At 65.1% G+C, this 18914-nt stretch carries 17 protein-coding genes; 4 read left to right on the top strand and 13 right to left on the bottom strand.

The window, feature by feature from the left end; all coding sequences use genetic code 11:
* Positions 1-3 precede the first annotated feature (3 nt).
* Genes EYQ35_02630 through EYQ35_02600 form a run of 7 tightly spaced genes read right to left on the bottom strand, consistent with a single transcriptional unit; the run spans position 4 to position 7923 of the window.
* On the bottom strand, positions 4-816 hold the full coding sequence (locus EYQ35_02630) for an amidohydrolase (protein HIF63039.1): 813 nt from the start codon (positions 814-816) through the stop codon (positions 4-6).
* Complete coding sequence (locus EYQ35_02625) at positions 813-1790, bottom strand: hypothetical protein (GenBank protein HIF63038.1); 978 nt, start codon at positions 1788-1790, stop codon at positions 813-815. Before EYQ35_02625 ends, EYQ35_02630 begins: the two co-directional genes overlap by 4 nt.
* Entirely contained in the window at positions 1787-2974 is a 1188-nt protein-coding gene (locus EYQ35_02620; GenBank protein ID HIF63037.1) for an acyl-CoA dehydrogenase, read from the bottom strand. Before EYQ35_02620 ends, EYQ35_02625 begins: the two co-directional genes overlap by 4 nt.
* A gap of 17 nt (positions 2975-2991) precedes the next feature.
* The gene (locus EYQ35_02615; protein ID HIF63036.1) at positions 2992-4224 is read right to left on the bottom strand and encodes an MFS transporter; all 1233 of its coding nucleotides are present in this window, start codon (positions 4222-4224) and stop codon (positions 2992-2994) included.
* Between the two features lie 29 nt (positions 4225-4253).
* On the bottom strand, positions 4254-5477 hold the full coding sequence (locus EYQ35_02610) for a CoA transferase (protein HIF63035.1): 1224 nt from the start codon (positions 5475-5477) through the stop codon (positions 4254-4256).
* Positions 5474-6727, bottom strand: a complete 1254-nt coding sequence (locus EYQ35_02605; GenBank protein HIF63034.1) for a hypothetical protein — start codon at positions 6725-6727, stop codon at positions 5474-5476. Before EYQ35_02605 ends, EYQ35_02610 begins: the two co-directional genes overlap by 4 nt.
* Positions 6724-7923, bottom strand: a complete 1200-nt coding sequence (locus EYQ35_02600; GenBank protein ID HIF63033.1) for a CoA transferase — start codon at positions 7921-7923, stop codon at positions 6724-6726. The genes EYQ35_02605 and EYQ35_02600 overlap by 4 nt, the downstream gene beginning before the upstream one ends.
* 68 nt (positions 7924-7991) lie before the next feature.
* Between EYQ35_02600 and EYQ35_02595 the strand changes: the two genes are divergently transcribed.
* Complete coding sequence (locus EYQ35_02595; protein ID HIF63032.1) at positions 7992-8798, top strand: glucose 1-dehydrogenase; 807 nt, start codon at positions 7992-7994, stop codon at positions 8796-8798.
* Here the strand turns inward: EYQ35_02595 and EYQ35_02590 are convergent.
* Positions 8795-10468 carry a hypothetical protein gene (locus EYQ35_02590; GenBank protein HIF63031.1) on the bottom strand — a complete coding sequence of 558 codons (1674 nt, stop codon included), beginning with the start codon at positions 10466-10468 and terminating at the stop codon, positions 8795-8797. The genes EYQ35_02595 and EYQ35_02590 overlap by 4 nt on opposite strands.
* Positions 10469-10481: 13 nt before the next feature.
* Complete coding sequence (locus EYQ35_02585; GenBank protein ID HIF63030.1) at positions 10482-11687, bottom strand: hypothetical protein; 1206 nt, start codon at positions 11685-11687, stop codon at positions 10482-10484.
* Positions 11688-11854: 167 nt separating this feature from the next.
* Here EYQ35_02585 and EYQ35_02580 point away from each other — a divergent pair, with 167 nt between their 5' ends.
* The 3 genes from EYQ35_02580 to EYQ35_02570 all read left to right on the top strand — a co-directional run bounded on the left by EYQ35_02580 (position 11855) and on the right by EYQ35_02570 (position 14891).
* Positions 11855-13969, top strand: coding sequence for a hypothetical protein (locus EYQ35_02580; protein ID HIF63029.1), 2115 nt, complete (start codon positions 11855-11857; stop codon positions 13967-13969).
* Positions 13970-14018: 49 nt separating this feature from the next.
* On the top strand, positions 14019-14480 hold the full coding sequence (locus EYQ35_02575) for a VOC family protein (protein HIF63028.1): 462 nt from the start codon (positions 14019-14021) through the stop codon (positions 14478-14480).
* Between the two features lie 156 nt (positions 14481-14636).
* A complete protein-coding gene (locus tag EYQ35_02570) occupies positions 14637-14891 on the top strand; it encodes an RNA-binding protein (protein ID HIF63027.1) in 255 nt (84 codons plus the stop codon).
* An 82-nt stretch (positions 14892-14973) separates the two neighbouring features.
* On the opposite strand, the gene EYQ35_02565 is transcribed toward EYQ35_02570, so the two are convergent.
* Genes EYQ35_02565 through EYQ35_02550 form a run of 4 tightly spaced genes read right to left on the bottom strand, consistent with a single transcriptional unit; the run spans position 14974 to position 18905 of the window.
* A complete protein-coding gene (locus EYQ35_02565) occupies positions 14974-16089 on the bottom strand; it encodes a pilus assembly protein CpaD (protein HIF63026.1) in 1116 nt (371 codons plus the stop codon).
* Complete coding sequence (locus EYQ35_02560) at positions 16089-16925, bottom strand: enoyl-CoA hydratase/isomerase family protein (GenBank protein ID HIF63025.1); 837 nt, start codon at positions 16923-16925, stop codon at positions 16089-16091. Before EYQ35_02560 ends, EYQ35_02565 begins: the two co-directional genes overlap by 1 nt.
* A 43-nt stretch (positions 16926-16968) precedes the next feature.
* Positions 16969-17934 (bottom strand): acyl-CoA dehydrogenase, encoded by a 966-nt coding sequence (locus EYQ35_02555; GenBank protein HIF63024.1) that lies wholly within the window; start codon positions 17932-17934, stop codon positions 16969-16971.
* Positions 17935-17942: 8 nt separating this feature from the next.
* Complete coding sequence (locus EYQ35_02550) at positions 17943-18905, bottom strand: acyl-CoA dehydrogenase (GenBank protein HIF63023.1); 963 nt, start codon at positions 18903-18905, stop codon at positions 17943-17945.
* Positions 18906-18914: the final 9 nt, after the last annotated feature.

Below are 18914 nucleotides of genomic sequence, written 5' to 3'. Positions count from 1 at the left end.
GGTTCAGCCGTCTTCGCCGAAGAACAGGCGTGCGGCGTTGCCGTGCAGGTAGGCAGCAAGAGTACTGTCGTCCAACTGCAGGCGGCGGGCTTCTTCCACGCAGCGGCCGATCGGGATCGCCGGGTGGTCGCTGGCAAACATGACCTTGCCCGGCGCGCGCTTTTCCATGAAAACCAATAGCTCGGTGGGCAGGTACTTCGGCAGGTAAGCCGAGGTCATCATGTAGAGGTTCGGGTACTTCAGCATCAGCCGGCAGGCAACACCCCACCAGGGGTCGGCGCCGTGCGCCATCACCAGCTTGAGATCAGGAAAATCCAGGCACACCCGGTCAAGGTGCAGTGGGTCCTGGCAGGCCGCGGGTGCGGGTGGGCCGGGTATGCCGGTGTTGATGGTCAGCGGCAGGCCGAGTTCGATGCACTTACTGTACACCGGGTAGTAAACCGGGTCGGTGGGCGGCAGGCCAAAGTAGAACGGCGTGATACGGGCCAGCACCAGCGGCTGCGACGCGGCCATGGCCGCCAGCTCGTTCACCGTCTTCATCAGCCGGCGGGGGTCCAGGTGCACGCCCAAGGCAAAGCGGTCGGGCTGTTTTTCGATGAAGGACAGGACGTGGGCCGAGGGCTTGCTGACGTCGGTGGTCAGGATGGCTCGCTCCACACCCAGCTCGTCCATGGTGGCCGTCATCTCTTCTATGCTGTAGTCGCGGAAGAAATCGTCGCCCTGCTTGAAGTATTTTTCGGCGACCTCGAGCAGGTAGTCGGGCGTCCCCAGCTCCGACATGTTTACGTTGACCCAGGCGTCTATTACCCGCTTCATGACCTAACGGCTCCCTCGCTGAAAAACTGGGACATCCACTGCCTGTAAACCGACAGCGGGCCGTCGGCTTCGCAGAGCAACGGCCGGCGGTGGTAGCGCTTGTGTTCCCAGATGACGATGTCCTGGGCCATCTGTTTTTCAAGATCGCGGATGATGGAGGCACCGATTCCCTCGATGAGCTTGTCGTCGCCATCGGCCTTGATGCTGTACGCAAAGCTCACGTCGGTGAGTTCATCGTCTATGGGAGTGGCGGTGTTGATCATCAGGGTTTCGAGTTCTCCGTGCACGCGTACGACCTGGAAGCCGGGGCCGTGGTCGTCGGTGTCGATGCCGCCGTCAATCTTGCCGCGGGGAGTCGACATCTTCATGCGCGAGCGGCACTTGAGAAGGTGGCCCTCGACCTCGGCAGTGGTGGCCGGTTGCGTAGCGGTGCCGTGTACATACTCAAAGTGCGCCTGGTCGACTGCGTTTTCGTTCATGTCGAGCCAGCGGCTCTTGATGGTCCACCTGCGTACCACCAGCGGAGACCAGTCTGCTGACTCCAACTCGGGTAGGGTCGGGATTTCAAAGGTGGGCGGGAGTCCGGCGTCGTGGTGCCAGGCCATGATGATGCCGTTGCTCTCGGACAGTGCCCAGCAGTGTATGCGGGCCCGTGGCGGAATGTGATCGCTGTAAGGAATATCACCGCAGCTGCCGTCGGCTTCCCACAGCCAGTTGTGAAAAGGGCAGCGTATGCCCGAACCATCAACCTTGCCGCCGTGGCCAAGGTGGGCACCCAGGTGCGGGCAGTAAGCGTCCACCGCGTGCGCGCCGCCCTCCTCGTCGCGGTAGAGCACCAGTTCACGGTCGAGCAGCGACAACGGCAGTACCTGCCCGGCAGCGAGTTCGTCGGAGTAGGCCAGGCGAAACCAGCCGTTCGCTACAGCGGGAAAGGGGAAGCGCCTATCGTCGGAGGTCGATTTGGCGGTGGTCATCGTCTTGGCAGCCCCAGTACTCGGTTTGCGATGATGTTGCGCTGGACTTCGGACGTGCCGGCATAAATGGTCGCGGCGCGCGACCACAGCAGTTCGTAGGCCCAGTAGCCCTCGTCCACCGCGTCGGGGTCGCCTGCGGGAATCATCGCCCGCGGCCCCAGCAGGTCGATGGCGGCTGACTTGACCTCCTGGTCGAGCTCGCTCCAGAGGATCTTGAGCGTGGAGCCTTCGGCGCCCGGCACGCCGCCGGCGTCAAGCGTGCTCGCGTGTCGCCAGGCCGACATGCGCAGTATCATCATGCGCCCGGCGAAATCGGCCAGTTGCTGTCTCACCAGCGGATCGTCGGCCGCGCGGCTGCCGTCTGCTCGCGGTTCGCGGGCCGCCTGTGCCAGCCTGTCCAGCTGCAGGGCCAGGCGAGCGTGTTGCGAAGAGCTGCCGCGTTCGTGGGCAAGGGTAGTCATGACCACGTTCCATCCCTGGTGAAGCTCGCCGACCAGGTTTTCCCTGGGCACGCTCACCTGGTCGAAAAAAACTTCGTTGAACCACTCGTGGCCGGTCATTTCCTTGAGCGGTCGCACCGTGATGCCCGGGCTGTTCATATCGACCAGCAGGAAACTCAGCCCGCGGTGCCGTTCGGATTCGGGATCAGTGCGCACCACGAGGATGCACCACTGCGAGTGGTGGGCAAAACTGGTCCAGGTTTTCTGGCCGTTGACGACGAAGTGGTCGCCCTCGAGATCGGCGCGTGTCCTCAGCGACGCGAGGTCGCTGCCGGCGCCGGGCTCCGAGAATCCCTGGCACCATATCTCTTCGCCCTTGAGCACGGGTTCGAGAAAGCGGCGCTTCTGCTCGTCGCTACCACAGGCGATCAGCGTCGGGCCAACCAGCGCCGCACCCACCGACATGTTGATCATGTTGGGAGCGTCGGCCAGCGCGTATTCTTCACCGAAGATCATGCTCTCCGCCACGCTCGCGCCGCGGCCCCCGTATTCGCTGGGCCAGTCGAGCCCGGCCCAGCCGCCCTCGTAGAGCTTGAGCTGCCACTGCTTGAGAAAGGCCACAAGTGCCTCTGGATCGTCGGGTTCGCGCACGGTCTTGCCCCAGCCAGCGGGCAGGTTGTCGGCCAGCCACTGCCTGAGTTCGGCGCGGAAGGAAGCCTGTTCTGGATTGTCGTGTAGGTTCATCGTTTTGCCACGCTCTTTTACAGCACGGTGGCTGGTCTGAGGCGGGTGAGGGCGGCCAGCGCGAACCCATTCAAGGTTGCGAACAGGGCAAAGGCAAGGGTGTAGCTCCCGGAGAGGTCAAAAATCGAGCCCGCCAGCCACGAACCGAGTACGCCGGCCGGAAAAAGCGTGAACATCAGCGCGCCGTATATACGCGCGAGGTGCTGCTGGCCGAAGCAGTCGATAAGTGCCATCGGCATCACCACGTTCTCGGCGGCCGTGGCCACGCCGTGGGTAAGAAGGAAGGCGAGCAGCATTGCGGGGTGCGCCGCGCCGAGCAGCAACAGTGAGGCCAGCGTTATGAGCGCGAAGTTGGCCAGCAGCACGCTGCGCGCTGGCAGGCGGTCGGCGAGCAGGCCAACGGCGAGCTTGCTCCCCACGCCCAGCGCCACGGCCAGTCCAAGGCCGGCGGCGGCGCGGGCGTCGTCGTAGCCGATGTCTCCCAGGTAGGCGACCAGGTGCTGGTTGACGGCCAGGTAGTAAAAATAAAAACTGAACAGCGCCCAGGCGAGTATCCAGAACGCGGGGGTTCGAAGCGCTTCGGGAAGGTCGACTCCGCCTGTAGCGTCGGCTCTCGTTGTGCTGCCCGCGCTTGCGTCGCCGCCGGCCAGATCGGTGTCGGTGTCGGGCGAATCAAGTGGCCGGTCGCGGACGGCGAAAAGCGCAAAGGGGAGGATGATCGCGGTGGCGCCGATGCCTATCCACCACACCGCCTCTCGCCAGGAGTACGCGGCCGCCAGCTGGTCGGCCAGGATGGGGACAAGGGCGCCGCCGGCGTTGGAGCCAACGTATACGAAGGCCAGCGCCAGTCCGCGATTGCTGCTCACCCAGCGCGAGGTGACGGCACCAACGGCAACATCGCCGCAGCCGGCCAGCGCCAGCCCGAACATCGCCGTGTAGAGGTAGAACTGCCACAGGTTCTGCACCGTGCTGAACAGCATCAACGACCCACCCAGTAGCAGGACGGCCGACGACAAGACCGCCCGGGCACCGGCGCGTTCGACCATCTGGCCAACCAGGACCTGGCCGCCGCCCATGGCGAGCAGCAGCGGCGCCGCCGACAGGGAGAAAGCCGCGCGCGACCATTCGAACTCGGCCACGATGTGCTTGAGCAGGGCCCCGAAAATGTATCCGCAGCCCAAGCCAGCCTGGCACATGAAGCAGCCCAGCAGCACCGCCGCCAGTGTCGCCCTGTTATTAATCCTGTTCACGGTGGGCAACGGCCGGTCAGCAGGGACGCTTACGCGAGTACGCCCTGTTCGCCCAGCTGGTCGATTTCGTCCTGGTCAAGACCCAGCAACTCGCGCAGCACTTCGCTGCTGTGCTGTCCGAGATCGGGGCCCGGCTGTTCAATCTTCGCGGGCATGTCGCTCACGGTGAAGCCCACGCGTTCGAGCGCGAGCTCTCCCAGGCTCTCGTGCTCAACTCGCGTAAAGTAACCGCGGGCGGCCAGCTGCGGGTCGTCGTCGAGCCGGGCCAGGTCCATGACCACTGCCGCCTCGATGCCGGCTTCCTGGAGCTCGCGCGAGAGCTCGTCGGCGTCACGCGTTGCCGTGTACTCCTGCAGGCAACGATCGAGTACGTCGGCCTGTTCGAGGCGCAGCTCGAGCTTGTCGAGGCCTTCTTCCATCATCCAGGCGGGGCGGCCCAGTAACTCGCGCAGCATTTTCCAGCGCACGTCGTCGAGCACGGCCACGGCAATCCAGCGGTCGTCGCCCTTGCAGCGGTAGACGCCGTGCGGCGCCATGCGCTGGTCGCTATTGGCTCGACGCTCGATGTTTTCGTCGTTCGCACCCTGGCGCACTATCAACTCGGAGAGGCTGTATACCGCCGCTTCTATCTGCGAGAGGTCAATACTGCAGCCTTCGCCCGTGCGCCGGCGTCGCAGCAGTGCGGCCGACAACGCCACGGCCAGGTAACGCGGTGACAGCGAGTCGGTTATCGTGGCCCAGGGGCCGTGCGGCTCCATCCCCGGCTGGCCGGTGAGCTGGTTGAAGCCGGCGATGGCCGAGCCCTGGCCGCCAAAACCGGGGTAGTTGCGCTCGGGACCGGTGGCGCCGAAGAGGCTGCTGCTGGCCACGACGACCGCCGGGTTGCGCGCGCGTATGGCGGTCGCGTCCATGCCCCATTTTTCCATCACGCCAGGGGCAAAGTTGTTGATGACCACGTCGGCGCGCTCGATGAGTCGCCAGGCCAGCTCGCGACCCGCCTGCTCGGCCATGTTGAGGGCGAGGCTCTTCTTGTCGGCGTTGAGCAGCACGAACATCGGCGAGTTGTCCAAGGCTTGCTCGCCGCCGCGGTTAAGGTAGCGCAGGAAGTCGGGTCGCGCGCGAGATTCGATCTTGACCACGGTGGCACCCTGTTGCACGAAGTAGCGGCTGGCCATGGGGCCGGCGGCGCCCGAACCGAACTCGAGAAAGAGCAGGTCCTTGAACACATGGCCCGCCGTCGTGTTGTTGTTCACGCTACGCCCTCGTCGATGAGTAGCTGGCGCTGTTCGTCGGACAGATTGAGTTCGTCGAGAATGGCCGGGTTGTGTTCGCCCGGCAGGGGCGCGCGTCGCAACCCCGCACGGCTACCACCGAGCATGGCAAACAGGGCGGGGTGCTCTACCGATGCCCCGAGCCGGGGGTAGTCGATGGTCACGAACATCTCTCGGCTGCGAAGCTGGGGCTGGGCGAGTATCTCGCGGGCCCCGTTGCAGGGGGCCAGTAGCACGCGGCGCTGGAGCGCCTGCTGGTACAACTCGGTCATGGTCATGGTCGAGAAAAACTTTTCGAAGGCGGCTTCCACGCTTCGCAGCTTCTCGTCGTCCACGGCGCCCGGGTCCCAGCTGTCCCAATCCTGATCGCGCAGGGTGGGCGCGAGTTTGCCGAGCTCTTCCATCCAGTTGCAGACCGCGCGCAGGTTGGCGGCGCGGGCAGGTCCGCCGCGCAGGCCGAATGATATCCAGCCGTCCGCGGCGCGCCATATCTCGCGACTGGCCCCGGTGCGCGCTCCACTGCGTTGTCCGCGGCCACGCCCGAGCGCCTGTTGACCGGCCGCGGTAATGAGGGTGGCTAGCTGGCATTCCTGCATCGAGAGGTCCACGAGTCGTCCGAGGCCGTCGAGCTCGCGTGCGTGCAATGCCTGTAGCGTGCCAACCACGGCCTCGGGCGCGGCGTGGTAGTAGGACGAGGGCATGCTGCAGCGCAGGGGCGGTCCCTCGGCGTCACCGGTCATCCAGGCGTTGCCACCTGCGGCCACTACCACGAGGTCGTGGCCGTCGTCACCGGCGCGTGGTCCTTCGAGTCCGAACGGTGTTATCGAGCAGTATACCAGCCGGGGAAAGTCGGCGTGCAGGCGTGGCCAGTCGAGCCCCATGCCCTCCGCCCACGCGACGCCCAGGGAGAGCAGCAGTACGTCGGTTTTCTCGAGCAAGGCGTTGAGCACCTGCATGCCCGCCGGGTGACGCAGGTCGAGGGCGAGCGAACGCTTGCCGGTATTCATGGCCAGCCAGGGAAGCGAGGCTTCGGGCTTCTCGACGCCGCCCAGCCAGGGGCCGTACGCGCGCTCAGGGTCGCCAGCGGGCGGCTCTATCTTGGTGACCTCGGCGCCGAGGTCGGCCATTATCTTGCCGGCCAGGAATCCACGTTCATCCGTGAGCTCTGTAACGCGCAGGCCTGCCAGCAGCTGCGTTTCCTCGGCCGCGGGGTTTTCCCGGGGGCTTGTCACGCCACGTTTCCCTGCTCGCGCAGCACGGCGATTTCCTTTTCGTTGAGTCCGAGTTCGGCCAGCAGCTGGTCGCTGTGCTCTCCCAGCAAGGGCGAGGGCGAGTGCAGCTCGGCGGGGGTGCCTTCAAAGCGGGCCACCGGCCCAGGCACGCGCATGGGCCCGCAGTGGGGGTGCTCGATTTCCTGCAGCAGGCCATTGGCAAGGATTTGAGGGTCGTCGATGAGCTGCTCGCTGGTGTTGACCGGCGCGCAGGGCACACCCTCGGCCTCCAGGCGGGCCAGGAAGTCGGCGCTGGCCAGGGTACTGGATACCTCCTTGATGGCCGCCGACATTTCGGCGCCGTGCTCCATGCGCGACTGCAGCTCGGAGAAGCGTGGGTCGTCGACCAGTTGGGGTTTGCCCAGGGCGCGGGCGAGCCCGGCGAACTCTTCGTCGGAGATGGCCAGCACGGCAACCCAACCGTCGGCCGTGGGCTGGGCGTCGAGCAGGTCGGCCAGCGGCGCGGGTGCCGACACTCCGTCTCCCAACCAGCTGCGGTCCTGCATGACGTCGGGCCACAGGAAGGCGACGCTGGCGTCGAGCATGCAGAGTTCGAGTTGCTGTCCACCGGCGCCGCGTTCGCGCGCGAACAAGGCGGCGGAGATGGCCTGGGCCGCGTAGATGGCCGAGGTCTTGTCGCAGACGATGTTGTGCACGAACTCGGGGCGGCCGTCGCGGCCCTGGCTCGCCGCCATGCCCGACAGGGCCTGGATCACGAGATCGTACACGCGCTGGTCGGCGCGCGGCCCGCTGCTACCAAAGCCGCGTATCGACGCGTAGACCAGCTCCGGCTTGACGGCCAGCAGCGCCTTGTAGCCCAGGCCCATGCGTTCGGCCACGCCGGGACGAAAGTTTTCTACGACGACGTCGGCGGTCTTTACCAACTCCAGCGCGAGCTCCAGTCCGCGCTCGGTGGAAAGATCGAGCGCGATCGAACGCTTGTTGCGGTTGATGGTGTTGAAGATGGCCGACATGCCGGCTCGCGAGCAGCCGATATAACGAATGAGGTCTCCCGAGCCGGGCTGCTCGACCTTGATCACGTCTGCGCCCTGGTCGGCCAACAGGCTGGTGGCCATGGGCCCCGACACCATGGCCGAGAAGTCCAGCACGCGAACCCCCTGCAGGGGACCGCCGGGGGTTTTGTATTTTCCAGCCACGTCGGGCGTGATACTAACACGCGTCGCGCCAGTGGCCACCCCGGCCGGTGGGGCGCGGGAGCCTGAAGATGGAAACAAGTCCGCTATTTGATCTGAAGGGTAAGACGGCGCTGGTCACCGGCGGTGGCCGCGGCATAGGTGCGTGGGCGGCCGCCGGGCTGGCAGAGGCCGGGGCCGACGTGTTCGTGGCCTCGCGCAAGCTCGACAACTGTAGTGCCGTTGCCGAGGAGCTGGCCGGCCGAACCGGCCGCCGCGTGGAGGCTCTGGAGTGCAACCTGGTGGAAGAGGGCGCGCCGGCGGCCCTGGTCGACGAGGTGATAGTCCGTGCCGGGCGCCTCGACGTGCTGGTCAACAGCGCGGGCATGGTGTGGTCGGCTCCCACGCTGGACTACCCCGAGCAGGGCTGGGACCGTGTCTTCGCGCTGAACGTAAAAGCGCTGTGGCTGGTGTCGCAGGCGGCAGCCCGCCACATGGTCGGTGCGGGCGGCGGCTCTATCATCAACATCAGCTCGATTTCGGCCATGCGCGGTTCGCGCGAGGTCATACAACCGGTGGTGGCCTACAACGCCAGCAAGGGCGCGGTCGAGTCGCTCACCCGCGACCTCGCTGTCAAGCTGGCCGACAAGGGCGTGCGCATAAACTCGATAGCGCCGGGACCGTTTGCGACCGACATGATGCGCTACCTCGACGACTCTCCCGAACTCAAGCAGCAGTTCGCCGACACGATTCCGCTGGGCCGCATGGGCGGCGAAGCGGACATCAAGGGCGTGGTGGTGTTCCTGGCGTCCGAGGCGGCGGCGTTTGTGACCGGTTCAACGCTGGTGGTTGACGGTGGTATGCTCGCCGTCGACGCGTTTCCCGCCCCGCGCTCTTAGCGGCGAGCGTAACGGTGGCCGGCGATGTCGGTGCCGCCGTCGGCCGACAGCCGCGACAGCGCGAGTTCCTTGAGCGGCTCCACCTTGAGCTTGCTGCTGCCCGTGTACTCGGCTTCGTGGGGGGCCAGTACCACCACGGCGCGCGGCACCTTGTAGGCCGATAGTCGCTCGCGCAGCCAGGCGCGCAACTGCTCGCCGTCCAGCTCGGAGCCGTCAACCGGTACCGCGACCAGCACCAGGGCTTCACCCAGGGAGGGGTGGGGCAGGCCCAGCGCGGCGCTGGTCTTGAGCCCGGCGAAACCTGCCGCGACTTCTTCTACCTCGGCCGGCGACACGTTGGCGCCCCCGGTCTTGACCAGTCCCGTCAAGCGGCCCGTCCAGCGCAACAGTCCGTCGTCGTCGATCCAGCCCCCGTCGCCGGTGTGAAACCAGCCGTCGCGGTCAAACACCAACTCGCGTTCTACCTTGTAATAGCCTCGCATCATGGTGGCCGCGCGCAGGATTATTTCGCCGCGTTCACCATCCGCCAGTGCGGCACCACTGTCGGGGTCCACTATCTTCAGCTGGTTGCCCGGCAGCACGGCACCACTGGTGGCGCTGCGTAGCTCGGCCGGGGCCGATGCGGGCAGCGAGGTCGCTACGGTAAAGGTTTCGCTCAGTCCGTAAGCCCCGTAGGTTCCCCAGCGGTCTTCGTTGAGTCCGGCCAGGGGGGCGAGTGGCGAGCTGAACTCTATGTAGCGCAAGCTTGACAGGTCGTGGCCGGCTGCGGCGTCGTGCTCGGCCATGGATTTTTCCTGGTGCGGCCAGGCGTGCAGCGTCGTGATCTTTTCACGTTCGATGGTCGCCAGGGCGGCGGCCGGGTCAAAGACCTCGGTCGTGTACAGTCGCGCGCCGGCCGCGAGCGATGCGCCCAGCGACATGGTAATACCGGCTGTCCAGAAAAACGGCTGCGCGGTGAGCACCCTGTCGCTGTCGTCAAGGGCCATGTACTCGGCGAAGCGCCACGACTGCACGACCGGCGCGCGATGTTCGTGCAGCACCCCCTTGGGCCGGGCCGTGGTGCCGGAGGTGTAGATGATCATTGCTTCGTCGGCCGGGGTGACCTCGGCCGCCAGCTGGTCGAGCAACGCGTCGGCTACGACTTTTCCGCCCGTGAGCAGTTCGTCCATCGGCGCTGTAGCTTGGCAGTACACCGACCTGAGCAGGGGCAGGTCGGGGATGTGCAGCGAGCCGTTCTGGCCCTCGCGCAGCTGGTCGTAACGGGCCAGCATCTCATCGAGGTAGTGGTTGCCCGCGAGCGATCGCTGCAAGAGCAACACCGCGGCGTCGGAGTGGGCAAGGATGTACTCGCGCTCGTCGGGGGTGGCAAAGGTGTTCACGGGTACCAGCACGCCACCCGTCATGGCCACCGCGAACATGGCTTCAACCCAGGCCGGGCTGTTGCCCATGAGCAGCGCCACGCGCGTGCCCTTGCCGACCCCCGCGGCCACCAGGCCGCGGGCCAGGACGCGGCTGCCCGCCCGCAGTTCGTCGAAACTGAGCGCGCCGTTTTCGCCCACCAGGGCCACGCGGTCTCCGTGTAACGAGCAGACGTCTTCGAGGAAACACGGCAGCGTGTAGCGTCCGGCGTCCGCTTGCAGGGCGAGTTGGAGATCAGCGACGTTGGCCAAGGCAGTCGTTCCGCTAGGCGGCCGGAAGTTTTTCGGTGGGCAGGCGGAGCTCGGCTGTGCCGTTGGCCATGATGCTTCCGTCCTGGGTGGTCATGGTCACCTGTACCGTTGCGAGCGGTTGACCGCTGGACTCTTCTTCTTCGACCTCCAGAACTTCGCCGTTCAGGTAAGTGATGTCGCCCACCAGAGCCGGCGAGCGGAACTGCATGCGACTGTGCACGATGTCGCTCCACTCGCCGGCCCAGTTGGCCAGGTAGTCGAGTATCCACGCGCCCATCGAAGCGCCGTAACCATAGCTGCGCGGCATGCCTATGAGCTGCGCGTAGCGGTCCTGCACGTGGCCGCGGGAAGGCCCGTGGTAGAGTCCGTCGGCAAGCGCTGGGTCGGTCTTGGCTGTTTCGCGGTCACGGGTCATTTCAGGCAGCCAGCCGGCGTCCCACAGGCCGGTGGGGCCGCTGTCGTAACCGAACGCTCCCCAGACCGTCATCAGGTAGGATCGCCACTCGGTGGTGAAGCTGGCCACGCTGTGCGGGCCCAGTGGTCGCGAGGGCAGGCGGTCGCCCTTTTTTACTCCCAGGCGCCGGTCGTGGCCGAGGTCGAGGAAGCTCTGGTAGTACTCGAGTTTCTTGTCCTGCAGATCGTCGAGTTCTGCGTCGCTCCAACTCCGTTCCTTGTCGCCCATGAACTCGCCGCGCTCGCGGGCCACGTCGGCCCGGTAACGTATCGAGGTTGACCGTTGCTTGCAGATCAACGTGCCGTCTTCGGCAAGGTACTCGGTGTCGCCGCGCGAAAACATCGTGGGCCCGGCAAACTTTGTTTCGGTCACGCGGTAGTCGTGCAGCTTACGCTTCTGCCTTACACGGTCGCCGACGCCTATGCGTGGCCCTTCGAACCACCACTCGTCACCGCCAAAGAGCATGTGCGTGCCGGCGATCGCTCCCTGTATTGCCGGTGCAGCGCCGTGGCTGTCGTCGGTGCACACGGCGAAAGACTGGGGAGCAATGATGCGGCCGAAGCGGCTGGCGGCCGCGTATTCTTCGTCGAGGTAGAGCGGGTTGGGATTCTGCATGGCCTGCTCCCAACGCCTGAAATCGTTGACGCCCAACGGGTCCTTGAGCAACCCGCAGCCCAGGTCGACCCCCACCCAGCGGTCTACGTCGCTGGTGTCAAACTCGATTTCTTTTACCGATTCTTCGTTGGTCGCTTCCGAGTCGCTCAATGGTGTGGGGCCTCCTCGTGGTCGGCTTGCCGGTGGCCGTTGCCGTTGCTGCTCTTGGATAGCGTTGTGTGTGGGCTGTGACCAGACCAACGGCAGTCGCTGGATTTTTCCATTGACACTGGTGGGGCTGCCTGAGAGTGTCTCGGGCTGTTCCGGGGGAGGCTGATATGGTCAAAATAACGAGTTGTTTTAAGGGGCTGTTTGTCGTGGGTTTGTTCCTTCTCGCGCCGCTTGCGTCGGTGTCAGCAGTCAACGCGGACGGCGTGGCTGGGGCCTTGGCTCGCGCGGCAGCTGACGACAGGGTAGGCCGGGGGGTGGTAAACGATCTCCGGCGCTCACCCTCGGTGCGGGTGATGGTCGCTTTTTCGCTGGCCGGCAGCGCCGAGATATCCCGTATGACGGCCGCCGTCCGTAATCGGGAGGTCGCATCGGCCAGGGGACGCATACTTTCGCGCCTGTCGGCTGCTGATTTCGAGGTACTGCGCCAATTCCAGTCGGTCAATGCCGTTGCCGGCAACATTTCCGCTTCGGGTGTTGGACTCCTGCTCGATGACCCGAACGTGCTTCGAATTGACCTGGACGAGGGAGGCAGCGGCAACTTGTTGCAGGCGCTGCCATTGATGGATATTGACACGGTCAAGTCTTCCGGCTGGACCGGTGCGGGTGTCACCGTTGCTGTACTTGACAGCGGATATGACACCGATCACGTCGATCTTTCGGATGACCTGGTAGACGAGACCTGCAGGTGCAGCGGAGGATTGGGATGCTGTCCGGGGGGAGGCGCTACGCAATCGGGTGCCGGGTCTGCCGAGGATGACCACGGACACGGGACCAACGTGACGGGCATAATTACTTCCAAGGGTGCCATGACACCCGCCGGGGGTGCCCCGGACGCCGACATCGTCGCGGTAAAAGTACTGGACAGCAACAACGCTTTCTGTTGTTCGTCTGACGTGGTGGCGGGCCTGGACTACATAATCAACAACCGTCCGGACGTTGATATCGTGAACATGAGCCTTGGCACCAACACAATGTTCAGCGGGACTTGCGATTCTACTTACTCGTGGACTATAGCGTTCGCGACAGCGATAGACACGCTTCGAAACAACGGCGTACTTACTTTCGTTTCTGCGGGTAACAACGGATCCGGTACCCAGATGTCAGCGCCGGCCTGCATTGCCAACTCGGTGGCGGTAGGCGCGGTATGGGACTCCAACGAGGGGCCGGCCTTTTTCTCCGCCTGCACTGAATCCTCGACCGCGGCCGACCAGGTTGCCTGCTTCAGTAACAGTAATTCCACTACCGACCTGTTCGCGGCCGGCGCTTGGACGAGATCGGCTGGCATGGGCGGTGGTTCGTCGACTTATGCGGGGACCTCGCAGGCTTCGCCCGCCTCGGCCGCGTGCGCAGCTAACCTGATGCAGGCTGCCCCGGCCGCGACGCCCGCGGAAGTGGAAGCCGCGCTGGAGGCTTCGCCGGTGTCGGTTACCGACGCGACCAACGGGCTTTCGTTTCCGCGGGTGGACTGCGATCACGCGCTGTCGGTAGTCCTGGCCGGCCAGACGACTACGACCACGACGACTTCGACCACCACGACCACTACGCTTCCAGACTTCGCGCTGGAGCATTACCTTTGCTACAAGGGGGCGGCGAAGTGGTCGGGCACGGTAACCCTGACGGATAAGCTTGATGGGCCGGCTCCGTTTGAAGTGAAGAAGTCAGCGGGCCTCTGTACGCCGGCTAACAAGAACGGCGAGGGTGTGCTCGACGCTGACACCCACCTGCAGGCGTTCAAGCTCAAGGGGCTGCACCTGCGACGGGAAGGCGTGACAGTGAGCAACCAGTTCGGCAGCTACCTCTACGATACCGTCAAGACCAAGTTGCTGATGCTGCCCGCGGGCAAGAGCCTGGATTCGGCGGTCGTGCCATCGTTTCCCGGTCCCCTGGACGTGGCCACCGACCACTACCGTTGCGTCAAGGTCAAGAGCAGCAAGGGCGCGGCCAAGCTGGACAAGGACGTCAGTGCTTCGGTCGTAGACCAGTTCGGTACAAGGGCGGTCGCGATAAAAAAACCGGCGCTGCTCTGCGTGGCCACCGACAAGAATTCCGAGGGGATGAGCACGCCCGACGAGCACCAGATGTGCTACAAGATCAAGCCCGAGCCAAAACACGGGGCAACGGGTGTGCTGGCCGCCAACCAGTTCGGCGAGTTCCTTTTCAAGAAGCTGGCCAAGGAGAAGCTGCTCTGCGTACCGTCGCTGGTCGTGCTCCCGGAGCAGTGACGTCGCCCGGCCTGTGGCCAATGCTGAACTGAAGGCCTATGCTGGCGCCATGAGATTTTCGCACCTGGGTATATGCGTGAGCGATCTGTCGGCGGCGCTGGCGTTTTATGGAGACCTGCTCGGATTTGAGCAGGTGTCGGTTTTTGAGACCTCGGGCGACCCGCCTTCACAGCTCCTGGGCCTGCCTGCGTGCAGCCTGGAGGCGGTCTACCTTCGGCGCGACGGCGTTACGATAGAACTGCTCAAGTTCGAGGAGACCGAAAAATCGGCAGATCCTGTCGGCCGTCCCATGAACCGTCCCGGCTTGACCCACTTGTCGCTCAGGGTCGACGACCTGCACGCTACGCTGGACGATTGTCGCCGACGAGGTGTGACCGTACTCGAGGAAACCCTTGTTTTCTTTGAGGAATTTGCTGCAGGCGCAGTTTTTGTACTTGACCCTGACGGTGGCCGGGTAGAGCTCGTGCAGTCTCCGGGGCCGCAGGATCTGTTGCCGGGGCAGGAAGCTTGACCACGGCTCGGGTCCCCGCGGTTTGACGTGAGTGGTGTACGATGCAACCCTTGAGGCTGGCAATTCAAACAGGTACCCCGCAATTCATACCTTCAGACCGCGACGGTCCGAGCGGGGCCGATCGTCACAATCACTGTTCGGAGATCATTCATTCTAATGGCAAAGAAGCTTTACGTAGGAAACCTTTCATATAACACCGACGACGCCAGCCTGGAGGCCGCCTTCGGAGCCGACGGACGTTCGGTACTCAGCGCGCGCGTAATAACCGACCGCGACACCGGCCGCTCACGCGGTTTCGGCTTCGTTGAGTTCGACGACGATGGCGAAGCCCAGTCTGCGATGGAGGCCATGGACGGCCAGGACCTCGACGGCCGCACCTTGCGGGTCAACGAGGCCAACGACAGACGCTGATATCTCGGTAGCGGGCCAGCGTGGTGTTAGCACTACGCCGGCCCGCTACCTTTATCTCTTTTCTTTGGTTTACGCCCGCGCTCTAGAGACCGAGTCCCAGGCCCTGCCTGGCGACGATACCCCTCATTATTTCTGAGCTACCCCCACCTATGCTTTCCCAGGTTGATACCAGGTAGAGCAATTCGGGTCGGCTGCCGTGCAGCAGCGCTTCGGGACCACCCAGTTCAACCAGCGCACGGGCTATGGCCTGGCAGGCATCGGTGTGTGCCACCTTGTTGGCCGCCGCTTCTACGCCAGCAGGCTGTCCCTTTTCCATCAGCGCCAGCACGCGCAGTGCGTGTACGCGCGCTTCTTCTACCAGCAGCGAAAGCTCGGCCACGCGGTGTCTGACCAGGGGGTCGTCGGCGAGTCCGCGGGAACTGAACCAATCAATTGCCTCGGCCAGGTCGCGCTGCAGGCGGCCGGGGGGAAACTGTATGTGGCGTTCGTCGGCCAGGGCTTCGCCCATTATGGCCCAGGCCCCGTTTTCGGGGCCGACCCGGCGATCAGCAGTGACGTGGACGCCGTCAAGAAAAATTTCGTTGAGAGAGTCGCCGTCCATTATGGGGATGGGCTTCACGCTTACACCCGGCGCGTCAAGGTCGACGATGAACAGGCTCAGCCCGCGGGCCCGGTCATCCTGCTCACCCGTGCGCGCGAGCAGCCACAGGCAGTCCATGTCGTCGGCGTAGGACTGCCAGCATTTCTGCCCTTCGATCACGTATCCGTCTTTTCGGGGTGTGGCCTTGCACCGCAGGCTGGCAAGGTCGCTGCCGGCTTCGGGCTCTGAATAGCCGAGTGCAAAGTGCAGCTCGCTGCTGCGGATGGCCGGCAGCCATTGGGTTTTCTGTTCCTCGCTGCCGTGGCGTATCAGCGTGCGCGCGACGATACCGGCAGACAGGGGATTGCGCGCCGCGCGTGCCCGCGCCATCTCGTCCCAGAGCAGGTACTCCCAGGCTGGTCCGCGCTCCAGGCCGCCGTATTGCCGTGGCCAGGACATTGACAGCCAACCCCGGCCGGCCATTGCCTTGAACAACTGGCTGACTTGCTTCCACTTGGTTCCCTGCAGCAGGAAACCCTCGAGCTCACTCCAGTCAGTAAGAAACTCACGCAGTTCGGCGCGGAAGTTTTCCTGCTCGGCGGTGAAAGAGAGCTCCATCAGTCCTCGTCTCCGCTCGGCTTGCCGTCATCGTCAGACGAGGCCGAAGGGTCGGGGTTCCAGCGCGGCGGGCGCTTGTCGGTAAAGGCCCTCGGGCCTTCCTTGAAATCAGGGTGCTTCCAGTGTGCGCGCAGAAGGTCCCAGCCCGATTCGAGAGCCTCGGTGTAACCCATTTCCATCGACTGCCACAGCGCGCGCTTGGACGCGTACATGGCGGCGGGCGAGTTGGCGAGCATCGAGGTCGCCATCGTGTTGGCGATCGTATGGGCGGCGGCACGGTCGTCGGCCAGTTCGTCGACCAGGCCCAGCTGCCACGCGCGTTCGGCCGACAGGCGGTAGTCGCGCCCCACCAGCGTCATCCTCAGCGCCGTGCCCAGGGGCAGCCGCCTGGCCAGGCCTATATTTTCGAGCGCGCCTACCATGCCCACGTTGACGTGGGCGTCGAGAAAGGCAGCGTTACGCGTGGCCACCGTGATGTCGGCGTCCACGACGAAGTGAAGGCCGCCGCCCACGCACAGGCCGTTGACCACGCAGATGACCGGTTTCCAGACGTCGTTCTGTCGCGGCGACCAGAACACCGACTCGGCCAGTGGCGCGTCGCGGAAGACATCGTCGCCCTGGTCACCCTCGGCTTCGCCGACATCGAAGCCGGTGCAGAAGTGGCGGTCACCGGCTGCCGAAATTATGGCCACGCGTACCGAGTCATCGTCGCGCAGGTCCTCCCACGCTGCCCTGAACATGTGCTGCATCGCGGGCGTCAACGAGTTGGCTCGTTCGGGCCGGTTGATGGTCAGGCGGGCAACTCCGCCAGCTTTTTCATAGAGCAGCCCGTCCATCGGTGCGTCCAGGTCTATGCCGTATTTTACCGTCATGCTTTTATCATCCCGCCGCGTCCGCGAGGCTTGTCGGAGGCAGCCCGGCCGCTTCGGCGAGCCGCCGCATTGTCCAGCCGGCATTGGGCGGCAATGAGGCCGCTTGCAGCATGCGTCGCGAGTAGTTGAACACGGGCCCTTCGAGACTGACCCCCAGCGCGCCGAAGACCTGGTGACAGGTCCGGGCCGCGGCAACTGCCGCCCGGTCGGCCGAAGCGCGCGCACGCAGCAGCGCGACCATCGCGTCGTCGGCCCCGGTGTCCAGGGCGAATGCCGCCGAGCGTGCCAGCGCAGTCGAGGCGTCCAGTCGTATGACGCTGTCGGCCAGGGGGTGCGCCACCGCCTGGAACGATGCTATGGGGCGTCCGAACTGCTGCCGGGTTGAGGCGTGCTCGGCAGCCATTTCAACCAACCGTCGGCCGGCGGCGGCCTGCCAGGCCGCTAGCGTGAGCAGGTACAGGCCCAGCCCGCGATCGCTGTCGGCAAGCGCGGCGTTGCCCTCGATCGCCGCGCGACCCCAGGGCTCGCCGCCCAGCGTGCTGCTGGTCTGCATGTCGGGGGGCGCGTCGGCCCGCAGGACGACCCCGTCTTCTACGACCAGGAAGTGGGTCGCCAGCGGTCCCCAGGGAAGCAGGGGCGGCTCGGCCAGCGACACCAGCTCCTTGCCGGCAATGATTCCTGCTCGTTCTTTTTTGTCGAGTACGGCGGCACCCAGCACGCAGGCGGCAAGCGGTCCCGGAAAAGCAGCCCGGCCGAGTTGTTCGCTGACAGCGCACAGCGCCGAGGCGCTACCTCCGCTGTCGGGGCAGGCAAGTTCGAGTATCCCGAGCGCCGCCATGTCCTTCCACAGCGGCAAGGGGAACTCGTCGGCGGCGACCCTGAGCAGCTCCGCGTCAACGCGGTCGTGGCAGAACGCGGCCACGCTGTCGGCCATGGCCTGCTCGACGGGGTCGAAGTCGAAATCTATGGCCACGACTTGTCTCAGCCCTCGGCGTCCGTCCAGCGAAGCCTGGCCAGGCTGCGCGCGTGGGCGCCGGCGCCGCCCAGTTCGAGCTTGAGGGTCTGCAATCGCATGGTCCAGTGGTGCAGCGCGTGCTCGGTGGTAAAGCCGATGGCTCCGCTCAGCTGGTGGGTGTCGTCGAACAACAGCGTGGCAGCTTCCATGGTGTGGGTAGCGGTCGCGGCGGCGGCTTCGCCTGGCGCATTGCGCGAGGCGGTTTCCGCGCAGAGCCAGCGCGCCGATTCTACCATCACCGCGCAGTTGGCCAGGCGGTGCTGGACGGCCTGGAATGAGGCTATACTGCGACCGAACTGGCGGCGGTTTTTCAGGTAATCAATGGTAAACGACAGCGCAGCCTGCATGCAGCCGACGGCCTCGGCCGAGGCGGCGAGCTGCCACCAGGCGCGCATGCGATGGGCGCTTACACCTTCCACGATGTCGCCGGCCGCCAGTAGCTCGGCAGGTAGGGTGGCCATCGGGTAGCCAAAATTGCTGTCCACATCGGTCAGGCCGGCAGCCGGCGTTTCGATTATTCGCAGCTGTTCTCCGTCGGCCACCAGCAGGCACACTGCCTGGGCCGCAAAGCGTACGGGGCCGGGCAGGGCGGTGTCGGCCAGCGCGACCGGGCCATCTATGGTGCGCCCGAGCAGTTGGGCGGCCACGATGGCGTTGGCGCCGAAGCTCACGCAGCCGGCCTGCCGAGCAATGGCGCTGGTGAGCAGGGTGGCCTCGAGGGGCCCCATGCCGTCGACCAGCGCAACGCCGGTAAAACCCGCGTCGTTGAGAGCGCGTTCGAGCTCGTGGTCGTAGCCATCAGCCGACTGCTCGCCGGCGTCGGAAAGCGCCGCCAGTTGCTCGGCCCGCGCGGTTCCCGCCGAGCGTGTGAGCAAGGTTTCGGCGGCGTCGAGCAGGGCTCCCTGTTCCGGGTTCAGTTCAAAATCCATCGTATTGCT

Source organism: Candidatus Binatota bacterium (genome assembly GCA_012960245.1).
GTDB lineage: Bacteria > Desulfobacterota > Binatia > UBA1149 > UBA1149 > UBA1149.
Note: the sequence above shows the minus strand (reverse complement) of the source record. Positions and strands in the feature narration are given on the sequence as shown.